This window comes from Pseudoalteromonas sp. KJ63-1, assembly GCF_055808145.1.
The window spans coordinates 1-17,762 of record NZ_JBVVRL010000002.1; the positions used below are offsets into that span (position 1 = coordinate 1).

The 17,762-nt window shown below is 39.7% G+C and carries 16 protein-coding genes; 5 read left to right on the forward strand and 11 right to left on the reverse strand.

Annotation, left to right across the window (positions count from 1 at the left end; translation table 11 throughout):
• Positions 1-272, forward strand: a 272-nt coding sequence (locus tag AC0L7Q_RS16490; RefSeq protein ID WP_473697731.1) for a hypothetical protein, incomplete at its 5' end; no start/stop codon positions are given.
• Positions 273-410: 138 nt separating this feature from the next.
• Here the strand turns inward: AC0L7Q_RS16490 and AC0L7Q_RS16495 are convergent.
• Positions 411-1,064 carry a DUF6058 family natural product biosynthesis protein gene (locus AC0L7Q_RS16495; protein WP_008115283.1) on the reverse strand — a complete coding sequence of 218 codons (654 nt, stop codon included), beginning with the start codon at positions 1,062-1,064 and terminating at the stop codon, positions 411-413.
• Positions 1,065-1,237: 173 nt separating this feature from the next.
• Here AC0L7Q_RS16495 and dapA point away from each other — a divergent pair, with 173 nt between their 5' ends.
• Positions 1,238-2,155: a 4-hydroxy-tetrahydrodipicolinate synthase gene (gene dapA, locus AC0L7Q_RS16500; RefSeq protein ID WP_413403157.1), complete on the forward strand. Its 918-nt coding sequence runs from the start codon at positions 1,238-1,240 to the stop codon at positions 2,153-2,155.
• A 72-nt stretch (positions 2,156-2,227) separates the two neighbouring features.
• On the opposite strand, the gene AC0L7Q_RS16505 is transcribed toward dapA, so the two are convergent.
• Both AC0L7Q_RS16505 and AC0L7Q_RS16510 read right to left on the reverse strand, forming a co-directional pair.
• On the reverse strand, positions 2,228-4,045 hold the full coding sequence (locus AC0L7Q_RS16505; RefSeq protein WP_409425861.1) for an Lnb N-terminal periplasmic domain-containing protein: 1,818 nt from the start codon (positions 4,043-4,045) through the stop codon (positions 2,228-2,230).
• Between the two features lie 38 nt (positions 4,046-4,083).
• The gene (locus AC0L7Q_RS16510) at positions 4,084-4,551 is read right to left on the reverse strand and encodes a DUF3015 family protein (RefSeq protein ID WP_010388962.1); all 468 of its coding nucleotides are present in this window, start codon (positions 4,549-4,551) and stop codon (positions 4,084-4,086) included.
• 317 nt (positions 4,552-4,868) lie between these two features.
• Here AC0L7Q_RS16510 and AC0L7Q_RS16515 point away from each other — a divergent pair, with 317 nt between their 5' ends.
• Positions 4,869-6,170 carry a DEAD/DEAH box helicase gene (locus AC0L7Q_RS16515; RefSeq protein ID WP_413403160.1) on the forward strand — a complete coding sequence of 434 codons (1,302 nt, stop codon included), beginning with the start codon at positions 4,869-4,871 and terminating at the stop codon, positions 6,168-6,170.
• Positions 6,171-6,231: 61 nt separating this feature from the next.
• Here AC0L7Q_RS16515 and AC0L7Q_RS16520 read toward each other — a convergent pair whose 3' ends face one another.
• Entirely contained in the window at positions 6,232-7,842 is a 1,611-nt protein-coding gene (locus tag AC0L7Q_RS16520) for an NAD(P)/FAD-dependent oxidoreductase (protein ID WP_413403162.1), read from the reverse strand.
• A 187-nt stretch (positions 7,843-8,029) separates the two neighbouring features.
• Here AC0L7Q_RS16520 and fdxA point away from each other — a divergent pair, with 187 nt between their 5' ends.
• Positions 8,030-8,353: a ferredoxin FdxA gene (gene fdxA / locus AC0L7Q_RS16525; protein ID WP_178957196.1), complete on the forward strand. Its 324-nt coding sequence runs from the start codon at positions 8,030-8,032 to the stop codon at positions 8,351-8,353.
• 141 nt (positions 8,354-8,494) lie between these two features.
• Positions 8,495-10,741: a carbohydrate binding family 9 domain-containing protein gene (locus AC0L7Q_RS16530; protein WP_413403164.1), complete on the forward strand. Its 2,247-nt coding sequence runs from the start codon at positions 8,495-8,497 to the stop codon at positions 10,739-10,741.
• 96 nt (positions 10,742-10,837) lie between these two features.
• Here the strand turns inward: AC0L7Q_RS16530 and AC0L7Q_RS16535 are convergent, their stop codons facing one another.
• The 7 genes from AC0L7Q_RS16535 to AC0L7Q_RS16565 form a co-directional block, all read right to left on the reverse strand.
• Positions 10,838-11,542: a TorF family putative porin gene (locus AC0L7Q_RS16535; protein ID WP_138607893.1), complete on the reverse strand. Its 705-nt coding sequence runs from the start codon at positions 11,540-11,542 to the stop codon at positions 10,838-10,840.
• 8 nt (positions 11,543-11,550) lie between these two features.
• Positions 11,551-12,768, reverse strand: a complete 1,218-nt coding sequence (locus tag AC0L7Q_RS16540) for a BCCT family transporter (protein ID WP_178957193.1) — start codon at positions 12,766-12,768, stop codon at positions 11,551-11,553.
• 165 nt (positions 12,769-12,933) lie between these two features.
• Positions 12,934-14,601: a choline dehydrogenase gene (gene betA / locus AC0L7Q_RS16545; protein ID WP_413403167.1), complete on the reverse strand. Its 1,668-nt coding sequence runs from the start codon at positions 14,599-14,601 to the stop codon at positions 12,934-12,936.
• Between the two features lie 9 nt (positions 14,602-14,610).
• Positions 14,611-16,074, reverse strand: a complete 1,464-nt coding sequence (gene betB, locus AC0L7Q_RS16550; RefSeq protein ID WP_413403169.1) for a betaine-aldehyde dehydrogenase — start codon at positions 16,072-16,074, stop codon at positions 14,611-14,613.
• 1 nt (position 16,075) lies between these two features.
• The gene (gene betI / locus AC0L7Q_RS16555; protein ID WP_413403171.1) at positions 16,076-16,651 is read right to left on the reverse strand and encodes a transcriptional regulator BetI; all 576 of its coding nucleotides are present in this window, start codon (positions 16,649-16,651) and stop codon (positions 16,076-16,078) included.
• 439 nt (positions 16,652-17,090) lie between these two features.
• Positions 17,091-17,393 (reverse strand): hypothetical protein, encoded by a 303-nt coding sequence (locus tag AC0L7Q_RS16560; RefSeq protein ID WP_409425870.1) that lies wholly within the window; start codon positions 17,391-17,393, stop codon positions 17,091-17,093.
• Entirely contained in the window at positions 17,393-17,650 is a 258-nt protein-coding gene (locus AC0L7Q_RS16565) for a DUF3081 domain-containing protein (RefSeq protein WP_409425871.1), read from the reverse strand. The genes AC0L7Q_RS16560 and AC0L7Q_RS16565 overlap by 1 nt, the downstream gene beginning before the upstream one ends.
• Positions 17,651-17,762 lie beyond the last annotated feature (112 nt).

Consider the following 17,762-nt stretch of genomic DNA (forward strand, 5'->3'; position numbering starts at 1 on the left):
AGTATTACTTTGCAATCATGCCAGACAATATGGAGCGCCCGTTTATTTTAGGTGCCCAAAGTGCTGTTCCTAAGCTGCCTTCAATTGCTCAGTGGAGCGCATCTTCAAGATTTGGACTTGATAATCTTGATACCATTGAAGGGAAACTATGGAAAGATTGGCGTTCCTCTTTAGAAATGCTTGGTGCCTCATGGGTAATACCAATTATTGAAGAGTCAGTAATAAAAAATGATGTTACTTATGCAATTTATGAAATTATATCTAAATCGTAAATCTGCAATTAACAATGCGTAGCTGTCGGGCTGTTTGTATCGTTGCACTCAAAAACCAGCGGCAAAACACAGTGTTGGTAATTTTTAATAAAGCCAACATCCCTTAAATAGTTAAACCCCTTAGCCAAACACTACTCTTTATTTAATCGATAAATCGTATTTTAAAATAAGGGCATCAATATAGCGGCTACGTAATGTAAGTTGCTTTTCGTGATCGGCGCCATGGCTAAGGGCTTTATTTAAAAGTTTCATAGCAGGGTGAATGCGGGTGCGCTCATCTTTATCTAAACTGGCTTTGCTGCGCAGTTCGGTTATATCGTCTACTAATAATCTGCCAATATCCACAGCTACAATTTCATCAATTAAGCCATTTTGGGTGAGCACGCCATATTTGCTGCATAAAAATTGTTGCCATACTTGCTGTAAATGTTCTTCTATTTCACAGCCAAACAGTTCCTCGTTAAATATAAAGCCTTGCTGTGCAAGCTTAGCCAAACATTGGGTATAGTGCTGAGCAAACAAATTAAACGCCTGATTAGATGACTCAATTTTTTGCTTAACTAATCCTTGCCCCCAATTTACACAACCTCGGGGATAGTAATCGTCGTATTCTTCACACTCATATAAGCCTGAGTAAGAGCTGCAACTCATCTGGTTTTTAATGCAATAACTTGGCTTAGGGAAAATGCTTTGCGCTTGCCAGTTCTCAAGGGTTTCAGTGTCTATGTTGAGTGCTTGGCATAACTCATCAGTGTGATAAAAGTGAGTGCTTAAATAGTCAGATAAACGCATAGTGGCTCGCTTAATAGTAAAAAACAAAATACTGTTTATTTATACAGTTATTTATTTTGTATCATCAAACCCAATAACACAAGCCATTTTATAATTAAATACTGGCTATCACTGCAAATAGCACGGTAAATATGGTACAACATAGGCCAAGTATTAATAACAATGATTTTTTTATGCGCACCCTAGAACAAATTAAACAAGCAAGCCTTATTACTGCAATTAAAACACCTTACTTAACCAATGGTGAAATCGATCTTGCAAAGTATGATGAACTCGTTGAAATACAAATTGCAGCGGGTGTTGACGGCATAGTTGTTGGTGGCACCACCGGTGAAGGCCAGTTAATGAACTGGGAAGAGCATTTAATGCTAATTGCGCACAGTGCTAATAAATTTGGTGATAAATTACTGATTGTAGGTAACACCGGTAGTAATAATACGCGCGAAGCAATTAAAGCAACTAAATATGGCTTTGCTAGCGGCATGCATGCCTCATTACAAATTAACCCTTACTACGGGCGCACATCAATTGCCGGTGTTAAAGAGCACTTTAAACGTGTGCTTGATATTGGTCCGGCGTTTATTTACAACGTAGCAGGGCGCACAGGTCAAGACCTCACTCCAGATATTATTGAACCACTGGCCCAGCACGAGCAATTTATTGGTGTTAAAGAATGTGGTGGTAATGAGCGTATAGCGCACTATGAACAACAAGGTATTGCATGTTGGTCTGGGAATGATGACGAAGCACACGATGCACGCCATATCCATAAAGCTCATGGCGTTATTTCAGTTACGTCTAACCTGATCCCAGGTTTGTTCCGCCAATTAATGGATAGCAAAAATGATGCGCTTAATAATTCATTACAACCATTAATGAACTGGCTATTTTGCGAGCCAAACCCAATTGCGATTAACACCGCGATGATCATGACCGGCGCGGTAAACCCTGTGTTTAGAATGCCTTACGTACCGCTTAACGATGAGCAACAGCAACAAGGTGTAACGCTAATTAATCAGCTTAATGAGCAAGATTTTGTCGGTAGCCGAGCGCAGTGTGTGGATATTAGTAAGGTTTTGATTTTATCTTAAACTGTTAGACTATTTATTAAATACTAAATTTTCAAAGCAGCCTACTGTAAACACAGAGGCTGCTTTTATATATCACTGCCAATAGTAGTTGAGTTTAAGCTGCCACATAGCAGAATTGGCATGTGTTACTGCTAATCTAATATCAATATCTTGGTTAATAGGCACTACCAGTTCTAGTTTGGTTTGCGCAGGGTTTTTAGCATTTAAGAATGATTTTTCGTAGGATGCTCTGAGTTTAATACCTGAGCCAGTACCAGTAATGATCCCCACCTCTACCGACGAATCATAAAAGTGGCTGTTTTTAGCTAAATCACCCAAATAACCATTAATTAAGCTATAGGCTAAGGTGTTGTTGCTAAACTGCCAAGCTTGTCCGGCTCCTCCCATAACAAAGCTGCGTTTACAGGTTCTGCACAGTGCTGGTTGTCTGTCGAATCCCACATTGATTTTCCACGACCACTTAGATTCATTAGCCCAAGACAATTGGTTTGGATTGAATGACTCTAAATCTAATAAATGAATTTTATTTATGTAAGTTTCGCCATTTGTAAACATTAGCTCGGTATCTAACATTTCTAAATTAGAAAATGGAATGCGGGCAATATCAGAGGCAAGGGTATCAAAATAGCTCAGCCTAAAACCCATAGTGTACTGCGTTTGCTCAGCCGTGTGCATCGCAGAAATTGAGCTGTTAGAGGGCTTTTGGCCTTTATGTGGTGGCTGCTGGGTAAATTGAAATTTAACTTTGTTTTCGCCCATTGGCAGCTTTAAGCGCGCTTGGATTAGCGCATTTTTTAACTCACTTATTTTTACTGGGGTTTGTTTTTGAATTTGTTTCACTTGTACAAGTTCAAATAGAGCGCCAATAATGGCTTTTTGAGACTGTACTGGCAAAGCTAAAAATGATTTGCTTTTTAGTACTGCTGATTCGGCAAAGATTTGTTTGGCAAAGCTGAGCTCTTTTTCACTTAAAGATTGCACATATTTTGAAAATACAGTGTCACGTGAGGGTGTAAATGTGACTTTTTTAACCGCTGATTGCCCTTGGTAGGTGGCTGTGTTTAATCTTGAAAAGATAGTGGCTGGTATTACCCAAGGAGAGCTTTCGCTAGTTAGTTGATCGCCAATAACAAGTTCAATAATTTGTGCGAGATGAAACGCGCAGTTTTCATCGGCAAAGTAATAATCAAATTCAGTGCCTAAAATTTCCCATAAGTGGTTAGCAATAAAAGCCACGTCGCGCTCGTTTAGATTAAGGGTATATTCCCATAAATCTCTTAATTCTATCTCGCCGTAATTATGCTGGTGGCGATAAAACAATTGATCTGAAAAACCGGCTTTATAACCACCAAACAAGCCCTTGAGAATATAGACTAAGCCATTTTCATTGTCAGGAACATGTGCGCCATAGTTAATACTGTAATCTAATAATTTGTTTTTTGATTCGGTTGAGCGATTAAGTTTAAGTAATAAATGACCGTATAACGATGCGGGGTTACTCATATAACCAGAGGCAAATACTAAACTAACAGAGTGAATAGCTTGTTGCTCTCGCCATTGCTGTAATTTTGGGCACTCTGCTTTAGGCATTGAAAAGGTTAAACCTTGCTCTTTGAGCCATTGATAACGAGCAGGGTAGCGACATTGTGTTAATGGCTGGTTATTAAAAGCATGGATTGTTGCTTTTAATTCTGCAACCGGATCATTACGTCCGTTATCTGCAATAAAAAAGGATGTGTTAGTAATATAACTAATAGTAGTTGGTTGATTTTTGTAATGCCCTAATTTCAACCATATTGGGTGTTTTGCTAAAACAGAGATAGATTGCGTGGCAGAGCTTGAGAAAGAGGTGAATAAAAAAACGCTAATAAAATAAAATAAAGGTTTCATTGTTTAACCAAAAAAAGGGCTGTTAAGCCCTTTAATTATTAGATTGCAGCGCATTGAGATGAAAAGTTAGTTGTAATTTTACCTTCAACTAATTCATAAAATGCTTGTGCATTGTCTATTGGTGCGTTTGCGTAATCGCTGCGTACCGAAGTGATAATTTGTTGATGAGCAGTTACATCACAACCACGTACATTAAGCATTGCAGAGATATACTCGCCTTCACCCTGTGCTATTTCTTGTTCTAATACAGGAAAAGTTTGTTGAATAAACTGCGCTGTTTTTACGTTAGCGCCTTCACAGCTCTCTACTGAAGAAATGTTAGACGATACCGCTGTTGTTCCTAAATCCCAAATAATATTAGAAATTGCTGCCGCAACACCATTGTCTGGGAAAACCATTGCGCCAATACCACATTGTTGCCATGGGTTGATGCCACTTTTTGCTTGTGACGGCATTGAAACGAATGCGCTTACTAATACCGCAGCAGTTAAACATCTTTTTATCATTATTAATTTCCTTTAATTTATATACACCCCACAAAACGGGCGAAGAAGTTTACCTGTTTTGGTTATTTAAATGCAAATAGTTATGTAACACAATGTAAAACAACGGTGTAAAATTTATAAAAGTGCAATAAAGGCGTGAATTAACGGGAATAAATCTTGCGAGTTAAAACCATTTAGCTAACTTAAACAACAGCTGATAATCGCTAATTATCCTGCATTTTATAAATTAGCGGTTTCTGGTGTTTAAAACTAACTGTTTAAGCGATTTTACTGTATAATTTGCGACCCTTGATAATGTGGCCGCAGGTTATACAGCAATGAATTTTAAATCTTTTAGTTTTGCCCCTGAACTTATTCAGGCGTTAGACGAACTTAATTACCACACCCTTACGCCCATTCAGCGCGCAGCTATTCCGGCTGTTCGTAAAGGTAAAGACGTTTTAGCAAGTGCACAAACCGGTACTGGTAAAACCGCTGCCTTTGCACTCCCTGTTATTCAAAAGTTATTTGAGTCAGATTGCAGCACTACGAATGCGCCAAGCGCCTTAGTCCTTGCGCCTACGCGTGAGCTTGCAGAGCAAATAGCGAATAACCTTAAAGACTTTGCTAAGTACACTCAGTTAAAAGTAGTGAGCTTATTTGGTGGTGTTAATACCGCAGGACAAGAAATTGCACTCAAAGAAGGTGTTGATGTTGTAGTAGCAACACCAGGACGTTTACTTGATCATATTCGTTTAGGTAACTTAAGCCTTGCTCAAGTAAAACATTTAGTACTTGATGAAGCTGACCGTATGCTTGATATGGGCTTTATTAATGATATGCAAAGCGTAATAAAAAGCTGTGCAGATGAGCGTCAAATTTTATTGTTTTCAGCTACCTTCCCAGCAGCAATTAAACAGTTCGCCTCTAAAGTATTAAAGCAGCCTGAAATTGTTCGTGTTGATCAAACTAACAGCACTGCAAGTACAGTACAACACGTGGTTTACCCAGTAGAAGAGCGCCGTAAGCAAGAGTTGCTTTCTGAGCTGATTGGTAAGAAAAACTGGCAACAAGTGCTAGTGTTTGTAAACATGAAAGAAACCGCAGATGAGTTTGTGACTGAACTTAACCTAGACGGTATCCCAGCGGCAGTATGTCATGGCGATAAATCGCAGGGTAATCGTCGTCGTGCGTTGCGTGAATTTAAAGAAGGCAAAGTACGCGTACTAGTTGCAACAGAAGTGGCAGCCCGTGGTATTGATATTGACGGTTTACCGCGCGTTATTAATATTGATTTACCTTGGCTTGCTGAAGATTATGTTCACCGTATTGGCCGTACCGGTCGTGCTGGTAACCAAGGACAAGCAATTTCGTTTGTGAGTCGCGAAGAAGAAAACATGTTGTTTGAAATTGAAACCTTAATTGGTCAAAAAATTAAACGTGTTTACTTAGAAGGTTACGAAGTAAGTAATCGTGAAGTACTGATTGATAAAATTGGTAAAAAGCCAGCGCATTTACGCCGTACCCGTGCTAATAAGCCATCAGGCCAAGCTACCGGTGAAGCGAGAGCGAAAAACCGTTCGCGTATTTCTAATGTACGTAAAAGCTTAAAAGGCGAAAAGCTGTCACTTAAAAAGTAAGACAGCTAAGCCATTAAAAAACCTGAGTTTACTCAGGTTTTTTTGTGCCTAAAAGAGTAGTTTAGTTGTGCTTTTCTAACATCGATAATGCAACTGCTTCGGCCGCTTTAATACCATCAATACCCGCTGATAAAATACCGCCTGCATAACCGGCACCTTCACCTGCAGGGTAAAGCCCTTTAGTATTAATACTTTGGAAGGTTTTATCGCGCTTGATGCTGATAGGTGAAGACGTGCGTGTTTCTACACCCGTGAGTAAGCCATCATTGGTTGAAAAGCCACGAATTTGTTTGTTAAAGGCAGGAATTGCTTCACGTAGCGCTTCAATGGCAAACGCTGGCAGAACTTTGCTTAAATCAGTCAGTTTTATGCCCGGCGTATACGAAGGCTGCACATCGCCTAAGTTAGCTGAGGATTTACCTTTTAAAAAGTCACCAATCAGCTGTGCTGGGGCATCGTAATTTTTACCACCAAGCTCATAGGCTTGCTCTTCTAATTTACGCTGTAAATCGATACCAGCCAAAGGGTGGCCAGGAAAATCTTTTTCTGGGGAAATACCCACAACAATAGCACTATTCGCATTTCGCTCACTACGAGAATATTGACTCATACCGTTGGTAACCACACGGCCTTCTTCAGAGGTTGCGGCAACTACAGTGCCGCCAGGGCACATACAAAAACTGTATACGGTTCGGCCATTATTACAATGGTGTACTAATTTGTAATCGGCAGAGCCTAAAATAGGATTACCCGCGTTATCGCCAAAACGGCACTCATCAATCATTGATTGTTTATGCTCTATTCTAAAGCCCACTGAAAATGGTTTTGCCTCAACATAAATGCCTTTATCGTGGATCATTTTAAACGTATCACGGGCACTGTGACCAACCGCTAATACCACGTGGCGAGTTTCAAGCTTTTCACCATTAGAAAGTGTAAGCCCAGTAACTTGGCCGTTGTCTAAATGGATATCGTCAACGCGGGTGCTAAAACGAATTTCGCCACCGAGTTCAATAATACGGGCACGCATTTTTTCAATCATGGTTACTAGTTTAAACGTACCAATGTGCGGCTTACTAACGTATAAAATTTCTTCAGGAGCGCCGGCCTCTACAAACTCAGTAATTACTTTACGACCATAATGTTTTGGATCTTTTACTTGGCTGTAGAGCTTACCGTCTGAGAACGTGCCTGCACCCCCTTCACCAAACTGAACGTTTGATTCGGTATTAAGCGCCTTTTTACGCCAAAAGCCAAAGGTGTCTTTGGTGCGTTCACGTACTTCTTTGCCACGCTCTAAAATAATTGGCTTAAAGCCCATTTGTGCCAGCACTAAACCGGCAAATAAGCCACAAGGGCCAAAGCCAATTACCACAGGGCGCTCTTTAATGCTGCTATTAGCGTGTGCTACAAATTTGTAGTTGGTGTCAGGAGAGACCTTGACGTGTTGATCTTTTTCAAACGAGGCTAACAGTTCTGCTTCGTTATCTACCTCAATATCAAGCGTATAAATAAGTAAAATGGCGCTTTTTTTACGTGCGTCATAACCGCGTTTGAACACATTGTAACTGTGTAGCTGCTCTGGGCTTATATTTAATTTATTGATAATGGCTTGGCCAATGGCATTTTCGTCATGGTCAAGTGGCAGCTTTATTTCGGTTAAACGTATCATTAATATCTCTTTTGGTGTCATAGCGGAAAGTAAATACCGCTCACAATAAGGGGGTGCACAAAGCGCTAATTTATAAGCGGCATATATTACGTTAAATTGCTCGCTTTTGGCACTTATTTATTGTGTTTTGGTAAGGGTTGGGTATGATCCGCAGCTGGTAAAGTTAAACATTAGGTATTAAACCATTATGGCGTTTGTAGTCACCGAAAACTGTATAAAATGTAAGTACACTGATTGCGTATCGGTGTGCCCTGCAGATGCATTTTTTGAAGGCCCTAATTTTTTGGCTATTAGCCCGGTAGATTGTATTGACTGTGGTTTATGTGTCCCTGAGTGTGCTGCCGATGCTATTTATCAAGAAGATGAATTACCTGAGTCGCAAAAAGAATTCACCCAGCTTAATGCAGAATTGGCAGAAATATGGCCACGTATAACGCAAGTTAAACCCGCCCCAGAAGATGCCGATAGCTGGAATGGTGTGGCTAATAAATTAAAACTTCTCGACACATAACTACTTCCCAACACTTATCATTAGTTTTTTGTTAATTTTATTACAAATATTAACGCGCAAGTATTAACAAACTTATCTGTATAATTTACACTCCAGACCAAAGTTTACTTTTAACAAGTAAATAAACCTAAATGGATGTTTATGCAGTACTTTATACCTACAAAAATAATAAAATTGCTGTTGTTGACCAGCTTCAGCTTTGTTTTAACTCTCAGCCCTAATGCACTTGCCGATAAGCTTAATTATCAACTTGCACACATTAATAAAAACATTGATGTGGATGGCTTGCTTAACGAGCCGCATTGGCAACAAGCAACCCGTGTTGCGGTAAATTATCAAGATGAGCCGAATGAAAAAGGCACGCCACCGGTAAAAACCGATGCGTATATTTATGACGATGGTCATAATTTGTATGTAGCTTTTGTTGCTTATGACCCAGAGCCGAGTAAAATTCGTGCGGCACTTCGTGATAGAGACACGCTTTGGCAAGATGACAACGTTGGTTTGGTAATTGATACCTTTAACGATGAGCGTACTGGCTATGAGTTTTATGTAAACCCACTGGGTGCTCAAGGCGACATTCGCATGACGGATACCGACGAGTGGGTGTCAGATTTATCCTGGGATGCTATTTGGGATAGTGCCGGTACCATAAACGAGGATGGTTACGTGGTTGAAATGCGTATTCCGTTTAAAGCACTGCGCTTTGCACAAAACCAAACCGACTCTACTTGGGGCTTTTCGATGATGCGCAACTATCAGCGTGATGTGTTGTATCAATTATCAAGTACCGGCTTTGACCGTGATATTAAATGTAGTTTATGTCAGTTTGACAAAATAACTGGATTTAATAATTTAGCACCGAGTAAAAACCTGCAATTAACGCCAACCTTAACCGCATTAAGAAACGATCAAAAAACACAGGTACCTGGCGAATGGGATAACGGCGATGTAGATACAGAAGTAGGGCTCGATCTGCGTTGGGGTATTACTAAAGATGCAGTAATTAATGCCACCATAAACCCTGACTTTTCTCAGGTAGAAACCGATTCGTTAGAGCTGGATGTAAACACCACATATTCTATTTATTACGCTGAAAAACGCCCGTTTTTCTTAGATGGCGCGTCTTACTTTAAAAGTAATTTATTTGAACTGCTCTATACCCGCACCATAGCTGAGCCTAATATTGGCGCCAAGCTCACCGGTAAAACCGACAGCCATAGCTATGCGCTAATGTTTGCAGATGACGACAACAGTAATGTTTTACTGCCTAGTAACCAAGGGTCTGGTTTTGCCAGCCTAAATGATAAAACCAAGGCAGCGGTGGCGCGATACCAATATGATATTGGCCAACAAGGGACCATAGGAGTAACCACCACACATAGAGAAAGTAGCGACTACCATAATACGGTGTTATCGGTTGATGGCAGCTATTGGTTTAATCAGTCAGATACACTTAATTATCAAATAGCCAATGCTGACACCAACAACTCTAAATTTTTAGTTGATAACTACAATTTAGCAGAGTCTCAGTCTGATATGGCGTATGCATTAAAGCTGACTCGCGATAAGCGCGATTATAAGCTTTATGCAACGTATGACAATATTGGTGAGGATTACCGCACCGATTTAGGTTATCAAGAAAAAGTAGACTATGAAAAAGTAGGCTTTGGTGGCGGTCAAACTTGGTATGGTGATGAACATGACATGCTAACAACATGGTCATACACCGCCGATTGGGATAAAACCTGGGCTCAAAATGGCGACTTGCTTGAAGAAGAATATGAAGGTTACATGACCTTTCAAGGTCAAAAGCAGTCTGTATTTGAGCTTGGTTTGTTAAATCGCTATGAAAACTATAATGGCAATTTTTATAACCAAAATATTGGTTATTTTTATACGGCTTTTAGGCCGACTAAAGATTTGAGATTATCGTTATACGCCGAATACGCAAGCCGTATAGATTATACCAATGAGCAGTTAGGTGATGTTTTAACTACACAATCACAGGCTGTTTGGGATATTAATAATCACTGGCAGTTAGATGTTAGACATAATTATAGTCATTTAGACGATTACCAAGGGCGACGCGTATTTACCGCAAACCTTGTAGACTTTAGGCTTTATTATAAGTTTAGTATGCGCGCTATGCTTAAGCTGATTTTACAGTTTGAAGATATAGACAGAAATGAAGATGCTTACTTTTATCAGGTAAGCGAAATCAACAAAGATTATGGTAGTCAGCTAGTGTACTCATATAAAATTAACGCACAAACGTTATTTTACTTAGGGTATTCAGATAAAGGTTATCAGGATGACTCGTTAAAAAGCATTGAGCGTGACCAACGTACTTTCTTTACGAAAGTAAGTTATGCATGGCAGCTATAATGTTATAAACAATATAAAAGCAAGGTTTTGCTAGGCAATAAAAAACACGCTACCCAGTAGCGTGTTTTTTGTTTTACTAAATGGTAAACCTAGTTATTACAAGTCAAAAGTACGTGAGATAGCAAGTACAATTCGCTCATCGGCGTAATCGTAATCCAAGCTGGTATTCTCAGCTGCTACTTCAATACCAAACCCTTCATAGCTTGTTTGGTACGCTAAGCGGTAATGATGATACGATTTATCGCCCTTAGCTTCATCCCACTGAAATTTATTGCCATCAAGTGAGTTTGAAATATCAAAGCTAGCGCGAATTGCATGATTTGGAGCAATCTCGAAAGTGTGCGCAATCATCGAAATCACATGGCCTGTATCGTAGCCAAAGTAATCCCAGCTGTACCAAAAGTTAAGCTCTGTTTGACCGTAGTCACTGGCGTAACCAAATTTAGTATACGCTTCTGCGTAGTTACCATCGCTGTTATTACCTTGGTAAGTGTAATAAGCAATACCATAATCAAGGCTTACTTGTTCGTTTAACTGAATGTATCGGCCTACATAAGCATCTAGTTCGAAGTCGGTGTCATCACCAAAATCTACGTTTGATGCCCATACACCTGCATACACACCGTTATCGTACGCATAGTCAAGACTTGCTTGTAGCGCAGGGTCGTTATCTGTTTGAGTTACACCATTAAAGGTGTAATCAGAGGCAGCGGTAATCGTTGTTGACCAGTTAGCTGCTGCTGTTGTTGATAAAACCGTTAATGGTAAAGCGATAAAAAGTTGTTTTAATTTATTATTCATGTGATTTCCTAGCTGATAGTTTCTATTTTTGTGTAATCAATTTTATTCGCTTTAGGCGATCCTTCGATATTGCTGACCGTTTTAAATTTGCTGTAGGCAATAAAACCTAAGCAGATAAAGAATAAGCCAATAACTAAAGCACCAACCCATTGAATTTGCAAAAACTCAAGTTTAAATAACAGTGTCAATAATGATAAAGCGATAACGTTCATAGCAATATATTTAAACTTGCCTAAGCGTTTTACAGTTAAGTTTAAATTATCTGTGTATAAACGGATCAGTGAATCAAGCGAGTTTATAACAAACACGATACCTACAAACACCATGGCAAAGTTTTTGATGCCTGCAGTTGGAATACCCGCCTCGTGGTAGTGATATAACACACTAAACCAGATAGCGATTGGTATTGAAGGGAAAATCAACATAGCACCCAGTACTTGGTATGTTTTTAAACCACCAACAAAACGCGATGTAAACTGACCAATCATGATGCTCCACGCAAACCACCAAAATAGATAAAACTCATGGTAATCATTCAGTGGTAATACAAATTCATTGATGTTGGCGAAGTAATTGCCAATTAAACCTATATTTTGAGTAAATGCAGAGAGTTCGCTATCGCCAAATAAGAAGGCATCAGCCCACATAAAACCAATTAATGCGATAAACAACCAAGTAGTAGCAATACTTAAAAAGCGAACATATTTAATATCGGTACTTGAATACACCGCGAAACAAATAGCGGCAAGTACAATTAAGTAAAATGCTGGAATAACACTTGAGCCATCACCAAGTTCTGGTATATACCACGGTAGATTGCTTAGTAGTAAGTATGCGGTAAACGCACAAGTACCAATAATGACCACGTTGTTTAAAAATTTAACCCATGGAATTTCAAAAAACTTCACTTTGGGCTCTATTACACAGAAATAAAAGCACGTAAGAAAATAAAATCCCCAAATTAAAAATCCCCAATAACCAAACTCAATAGAGAGCGGGTTGGCAAATGCATATTCTGGGCTTGCTTTTATGTCTGCATAACCGGCAAATTCGGTTAAAGGAAACATAATAAGGCCAACATCTAGGCCTGAGGTAAATAGGATTGCTATAAAGGTGAATGTTCTCACTGGTGTGACGCCTACTACGCGTACATTGCCCCATTTTATTAAAATAGTAACAATGGCAAGTAAGGTAAAAATAATGCCAGCATTAAGCCAAATAGTCATTATCGCCCTCCCAGAATGAATAAAAGTAACACATATATACTCCGTTTTTTATTGTGCTTGCATTAACACCGGCATAACCTATTTACGCTTGTGAGCCACTGCAAGGTGCATAAAGGCACTCTTTAAGCATTTTGCTTACGAGAGAGGCCTTTATGACAGGCTAAATTAAAGGGTTTTATTTCGTTGTGTAGTTTGCCAATCAGTGGCATTCACAACATCAACTCCTGTGTGAGCTAAGGGCTTATTTCCTAAAATAATATCCGCGGCTTTTTCAGCCACCATAATCGTAGGAGCATTCAAATTACCGTTCGGTATGGTCGGAAAAATTGACGAGTCAACCACACGTAAGCTTTGTATGCCATGCACTTGGGTGTTGGAGTTAACCACGGCCATATCATCTTCACCCATTTTACAAGAGCAAGAAGGGTGATAAGCACTTTCTACGGCTTGGCGAACAAAGGCATCAATTTGCTCATCAGTTTGAACTTGTTGCCCTGGTTGAATTTCTTCACCACGGAAATTGTCAAAGGCAGGTTGTTCAATGATTTCACGCGTCAATCGTACGCACGCTCTAAAGCCTTCAATATCATCTTGATGCTCTAGGTAATTAAATACAATTTTAGGTGGCTGTGTTGGATCAGCTGATGCAATAGTGACACTGCCTCGGCTCTTAGGCTTGTTATGGCCTACATGCACTTGAAAACCATGCCCTGCAAAAGCACTACGACCATCGTAACGCATAGCGGCCGGTAAAAAGTGATACTGTATGTCAGGCCATTCAACACCTGGCTTTGAGCGAATAAAGGCACATGATTCAAAATGATTAGTTGAACCTAAGCCTTTGCGAGTTAGTAGCCATTTTGCGCCAATTAAACCTTTAGAAAACAAGCCTAACTTACCGTTTAAGGTAATTGGTTGTTTACACTTATATTGAAAGTAAAACTCTAAATGATCTTGCAGGTTTTGGCCTACACCTGGTAAGTGATGTTTTGCTTCGACGCCTGCTTTCTCAAGTGCTTGAGTATCACCAATACCTGAAAGCTGTAGTAGGTGTGGTGAACCAATAGAGCCTGCGCTTAAGATAACTTCTTTATTTGCTTTTGCAGTTTTAACCGCGCCATTAAGCTTGTATTCAACGCCGGTTGCTTTTTTACCATCTAAAATAACGCGCTGGGCGAGAGCACCTGTAACGATTGTTAAGTTGCTACGATGCTTAATAGGATCTAAGTACTCACGAGAGGCTGAGCTACGCACGCCGTTTTTAACGGTCATGTGCATAGGTCCAAACCCTTCTTGCTGAGCACTATTGTAGTCATTTGTTGTTGAATAACCGGCCTCTGCACCCGCTTCAATAAATGCAGTGTATAAAGGGTTTTCCATATTATTGCCGTTATTAACACCTAGCGGACCCTTGCCACCACGATGGCTATTTTCACCTAGGTAAAAGCTTTCTGCTTTTTTAAAATACGGTAAACACGCTTGGTAATCCCAGCCGTTAGCGCCGTGCTGTTGCCATTCATCAAAATCTTTAGCGTGGCCACGCACATACACCATGCCATTAATCGATGATGAGCCGCCAAGTACTTTACCGCGAGGGCAATGCATTTCTCGGTTATCTAAGTATGGCTCTGGTTGCGTATGAAATTGCCATGCAAACTTATCGGTATTCATTGGAATAGAGAGTGCCGTTGGCATTTTTATAAAGATGCTTTTATCGCTGCCGCCGGTTTCAAGTAACAATACCTTGTTACTTGAATCTTCAGACAAGCGATTTGCTAACACACAGCCTGCTGAGCCCGCACCTACAATAATATAATCAAAAGAGTGGTTCATGATGATTCCTTAAAACGGGCTTTCTATGTCAGCCATGCCAACATAAATAGATTTAGTTTGTGTGTAATGATCTAGAGTCTCTATGCCATTTTCACGACCAATACCCGATTGCTTATAACCACCCACTGGCATTTCAGCTGGTGAGTTACCGTAAGCATTAATCCAACAAATACCGGCTTGCAGTTGATGAATTACGCGATGAGCGCGTTTAATGTCGCTGGTGAAAACGCCTGCAGCTAAACCTAAGTGAGTGCCATTAGCGCGGGCAATCACATCATCTTCATCATCAAAGACTAAAACGCTCATTACTGGGCCAAAAATCTCTTCTTTAACGATAGTCATTTCATCATTGCAATCAACAAACACAGTTGGCGCTACAAAATAGCCATTTGGCGCTGCTTCTGGAGAAAGCGTTGAACCACCTGTTAATAGTGTTGCGCCTTCTTCAAGACCTTTATTAATGTAGCTCATTACTAAATCTTGATGCTTTTTAGAAATAAGCGCGCCAAAGTTAGTGTTTAGATCTTGCGGGTCGCCGACAATAATATTGTTTTCGGTGCGTGTTTTAAGTTCATCAATAAATTGTTGGTAAACATTTTTGTGTACGTATATACGGGTACAGTTCGTGCAAATTTCACCTTGGGTATAAAAGTTACCTAACATAGCGGCACTTACTGCTTGCTCTATATTGGCATCATCAAATACTAATAATGGTGATTTACCACCGAGCTCCATAGTCACATCTTTCAATGTGCCTGCAGCACTGGCCACTACTTTTTTACCTGTACCTACTTCACCAGTAAACGATACTTTATCAATATCTTGATGTGCAGTAAGCCATTGACCGACTTCACCCGCGCCTTGCACTACATTAAATACGCCAGCAGGAACGCCTGCTTCAATAAACACTTCGGCTAATTTAATTGCGCCAAGTGGTGTTTCTTCAGATGGCTTAAAAATAAATGCATTACCCGCTGCAAGAGCAGGACCTGACTTCCAACATGCAATTTGTAACGGGTAGTTCCATGCACCAATACCTGCACAAATACCTAGAGGTTCTTTGCGAGTATAATAAAAATCATCGCCAACCATTTGCTGTTGACCAACTTGTGCAGGAGCAAGGCCTGCAAAATATTCAATAACATCTGCGCCTGTTTCTATATCTACGCAGTTAGCTTCTTGCATTGGTTTACCAGTATCGAGCACTTCAACCAGGGCAAGCTCGTCATTGCGCTCGCGTAGAATAGCAACGGCGTTTAATAAAATACGGCTGCGCTCAATAGGGGTCATCGTTGACCAAACTTTAAAGCCTTGTTTTGCACTTTCGATCGCTGCGTTTTGAACATACTCGTCAGCGACTTCAACGGCATAAATTACCTGACCGGTTGCAGGGTTTACTACATCAAATGTTTCGCCGCTTTTATTTGCAAGGAATTGGCCGTTGATAAAGTTTTGATAAATAGGTGTAGTCACGTTAGGCTCCATATTGCTTGATAAGTGAATGTACATAGTTTTTAGCTAGTGATTCACTGTGTTTAAACTGATTTTCGTCTGATTGGCTTAATACAGCACGAAGCCATAAGCCATCAATCATTGCTGCGGTTAATTCAGCCGCGAGTGTCGCTTGCGCCAAAGGCATTAATTGCTTAAATGAAACGGTTAAATTGCTCTGCAAGCGTTTGCTGTTTACGTTTTGTAAACGATGAAGTTCCTTATCGTGCATTGATTGCGCCCAAAAACTTAGCCACGTCCGAGTGGTATCTTTTCGTTGTTGTACTAGCGCAAAGTTTGATTCAACAATAAACATTAACCTTTGAGTTGCAGTGGTGTTTTCATCAACTTTATTAATTAAGTCGTCTTTCAAGTTCGAGAGTAAGTAACGCACAGTTGCTTCAATTAGCCCCTGTTTCCCACCAAAGTAATGGCTAATTATGCCTGATGACATTCCAGCGTTTTTACTAATACTATTGATAGTAGTCGCCTGTAATCCTTTTTGAGCAACTGACTCTATAGTCGCGTCAATTAGCTGCTGACGCCTTACAGGTTCCATTCCAACTTTGGGCATAATTTTTATTAATTGAACGTTCAATAAAGATTAAGCTTAAGGTAATAGCTCTAACAATTCAAGGCTTGTGTAAATAGCAAGAGAGTAAAGTATGGATAAATGATTAACAAAATGAGTATGAAATGATGCAAAATTAACAACATAATGATTTATATAAAATCAATAAATAACAGTGGGTTATATTTGTTTTTTGTGTTGGCTTATATAGTGTAATTAATTGTTTACGAGGTGAGAGAAACTTTTAGTGATTTATTTGTTAGTGCGTTAACTATTAGAGTACTAATTGTATTTTTTACCAGCAGGGTAGTTATATGAAGGTAAAACGAATATATCTGTTGTTCCGATGAAATACGGATTATAGAAAGGGGGATGGGAGGTAAATTAACCGAATGTTAACCTAAAAAGGGGTGAAGCAAGGTGCTGTTTAGGTTTCAACAACACCTTTAAATAATAGGGGGTAACGTCTTAAGCGATTGCCAATATAATCATCGGCCATGATCTGTGCACAAATTTCGTCGATGTTATCAGTGGCTTCAAACACCCAATCAAAACGTTCAATCGCGAGCAAAAAACCGCGCTTTAAGTGTGTTTGTTCGCGGTAATAAGCAAGGTTATTTTTTATCAGTTGCAGCTTTTCAGGCTCAGCTTTTAATTGCGCAATAACTTGGTGAATAAACTGTAAATTGCGCGAACTAGTTGGCCTATTTCGTCTATTTGTTGGTCGCATTACTCTTCGTTAGCTATGTTGTAAAGTTTCTTCAAAAAGTCGTCTTTGTGTTTGTCATGTTCATAATCTAAGTGATAGGTATTATGAAATCCAAAACGTAATAATACCCCACTGCCTTGTAAGTAAACGGTATAGCCGTCAATATCAGAAAATGCAGTGACTCCCTGATAAAGCTTACCTTCTTCTGTGCTTTCACCACGTTGCTGGATACGTTCGTAAACCGCTAGAATCTGTTTGTTGTCGATTTCATTTTTCATTGTTTATACCTTTTATTTATTCTCTCATACGGGGTAGATATGCGGGTCGATCATCATAAAAACAATAGTCAAGAATGTGCGATATTGCTTTGTTATTTTCAATTTATAAATT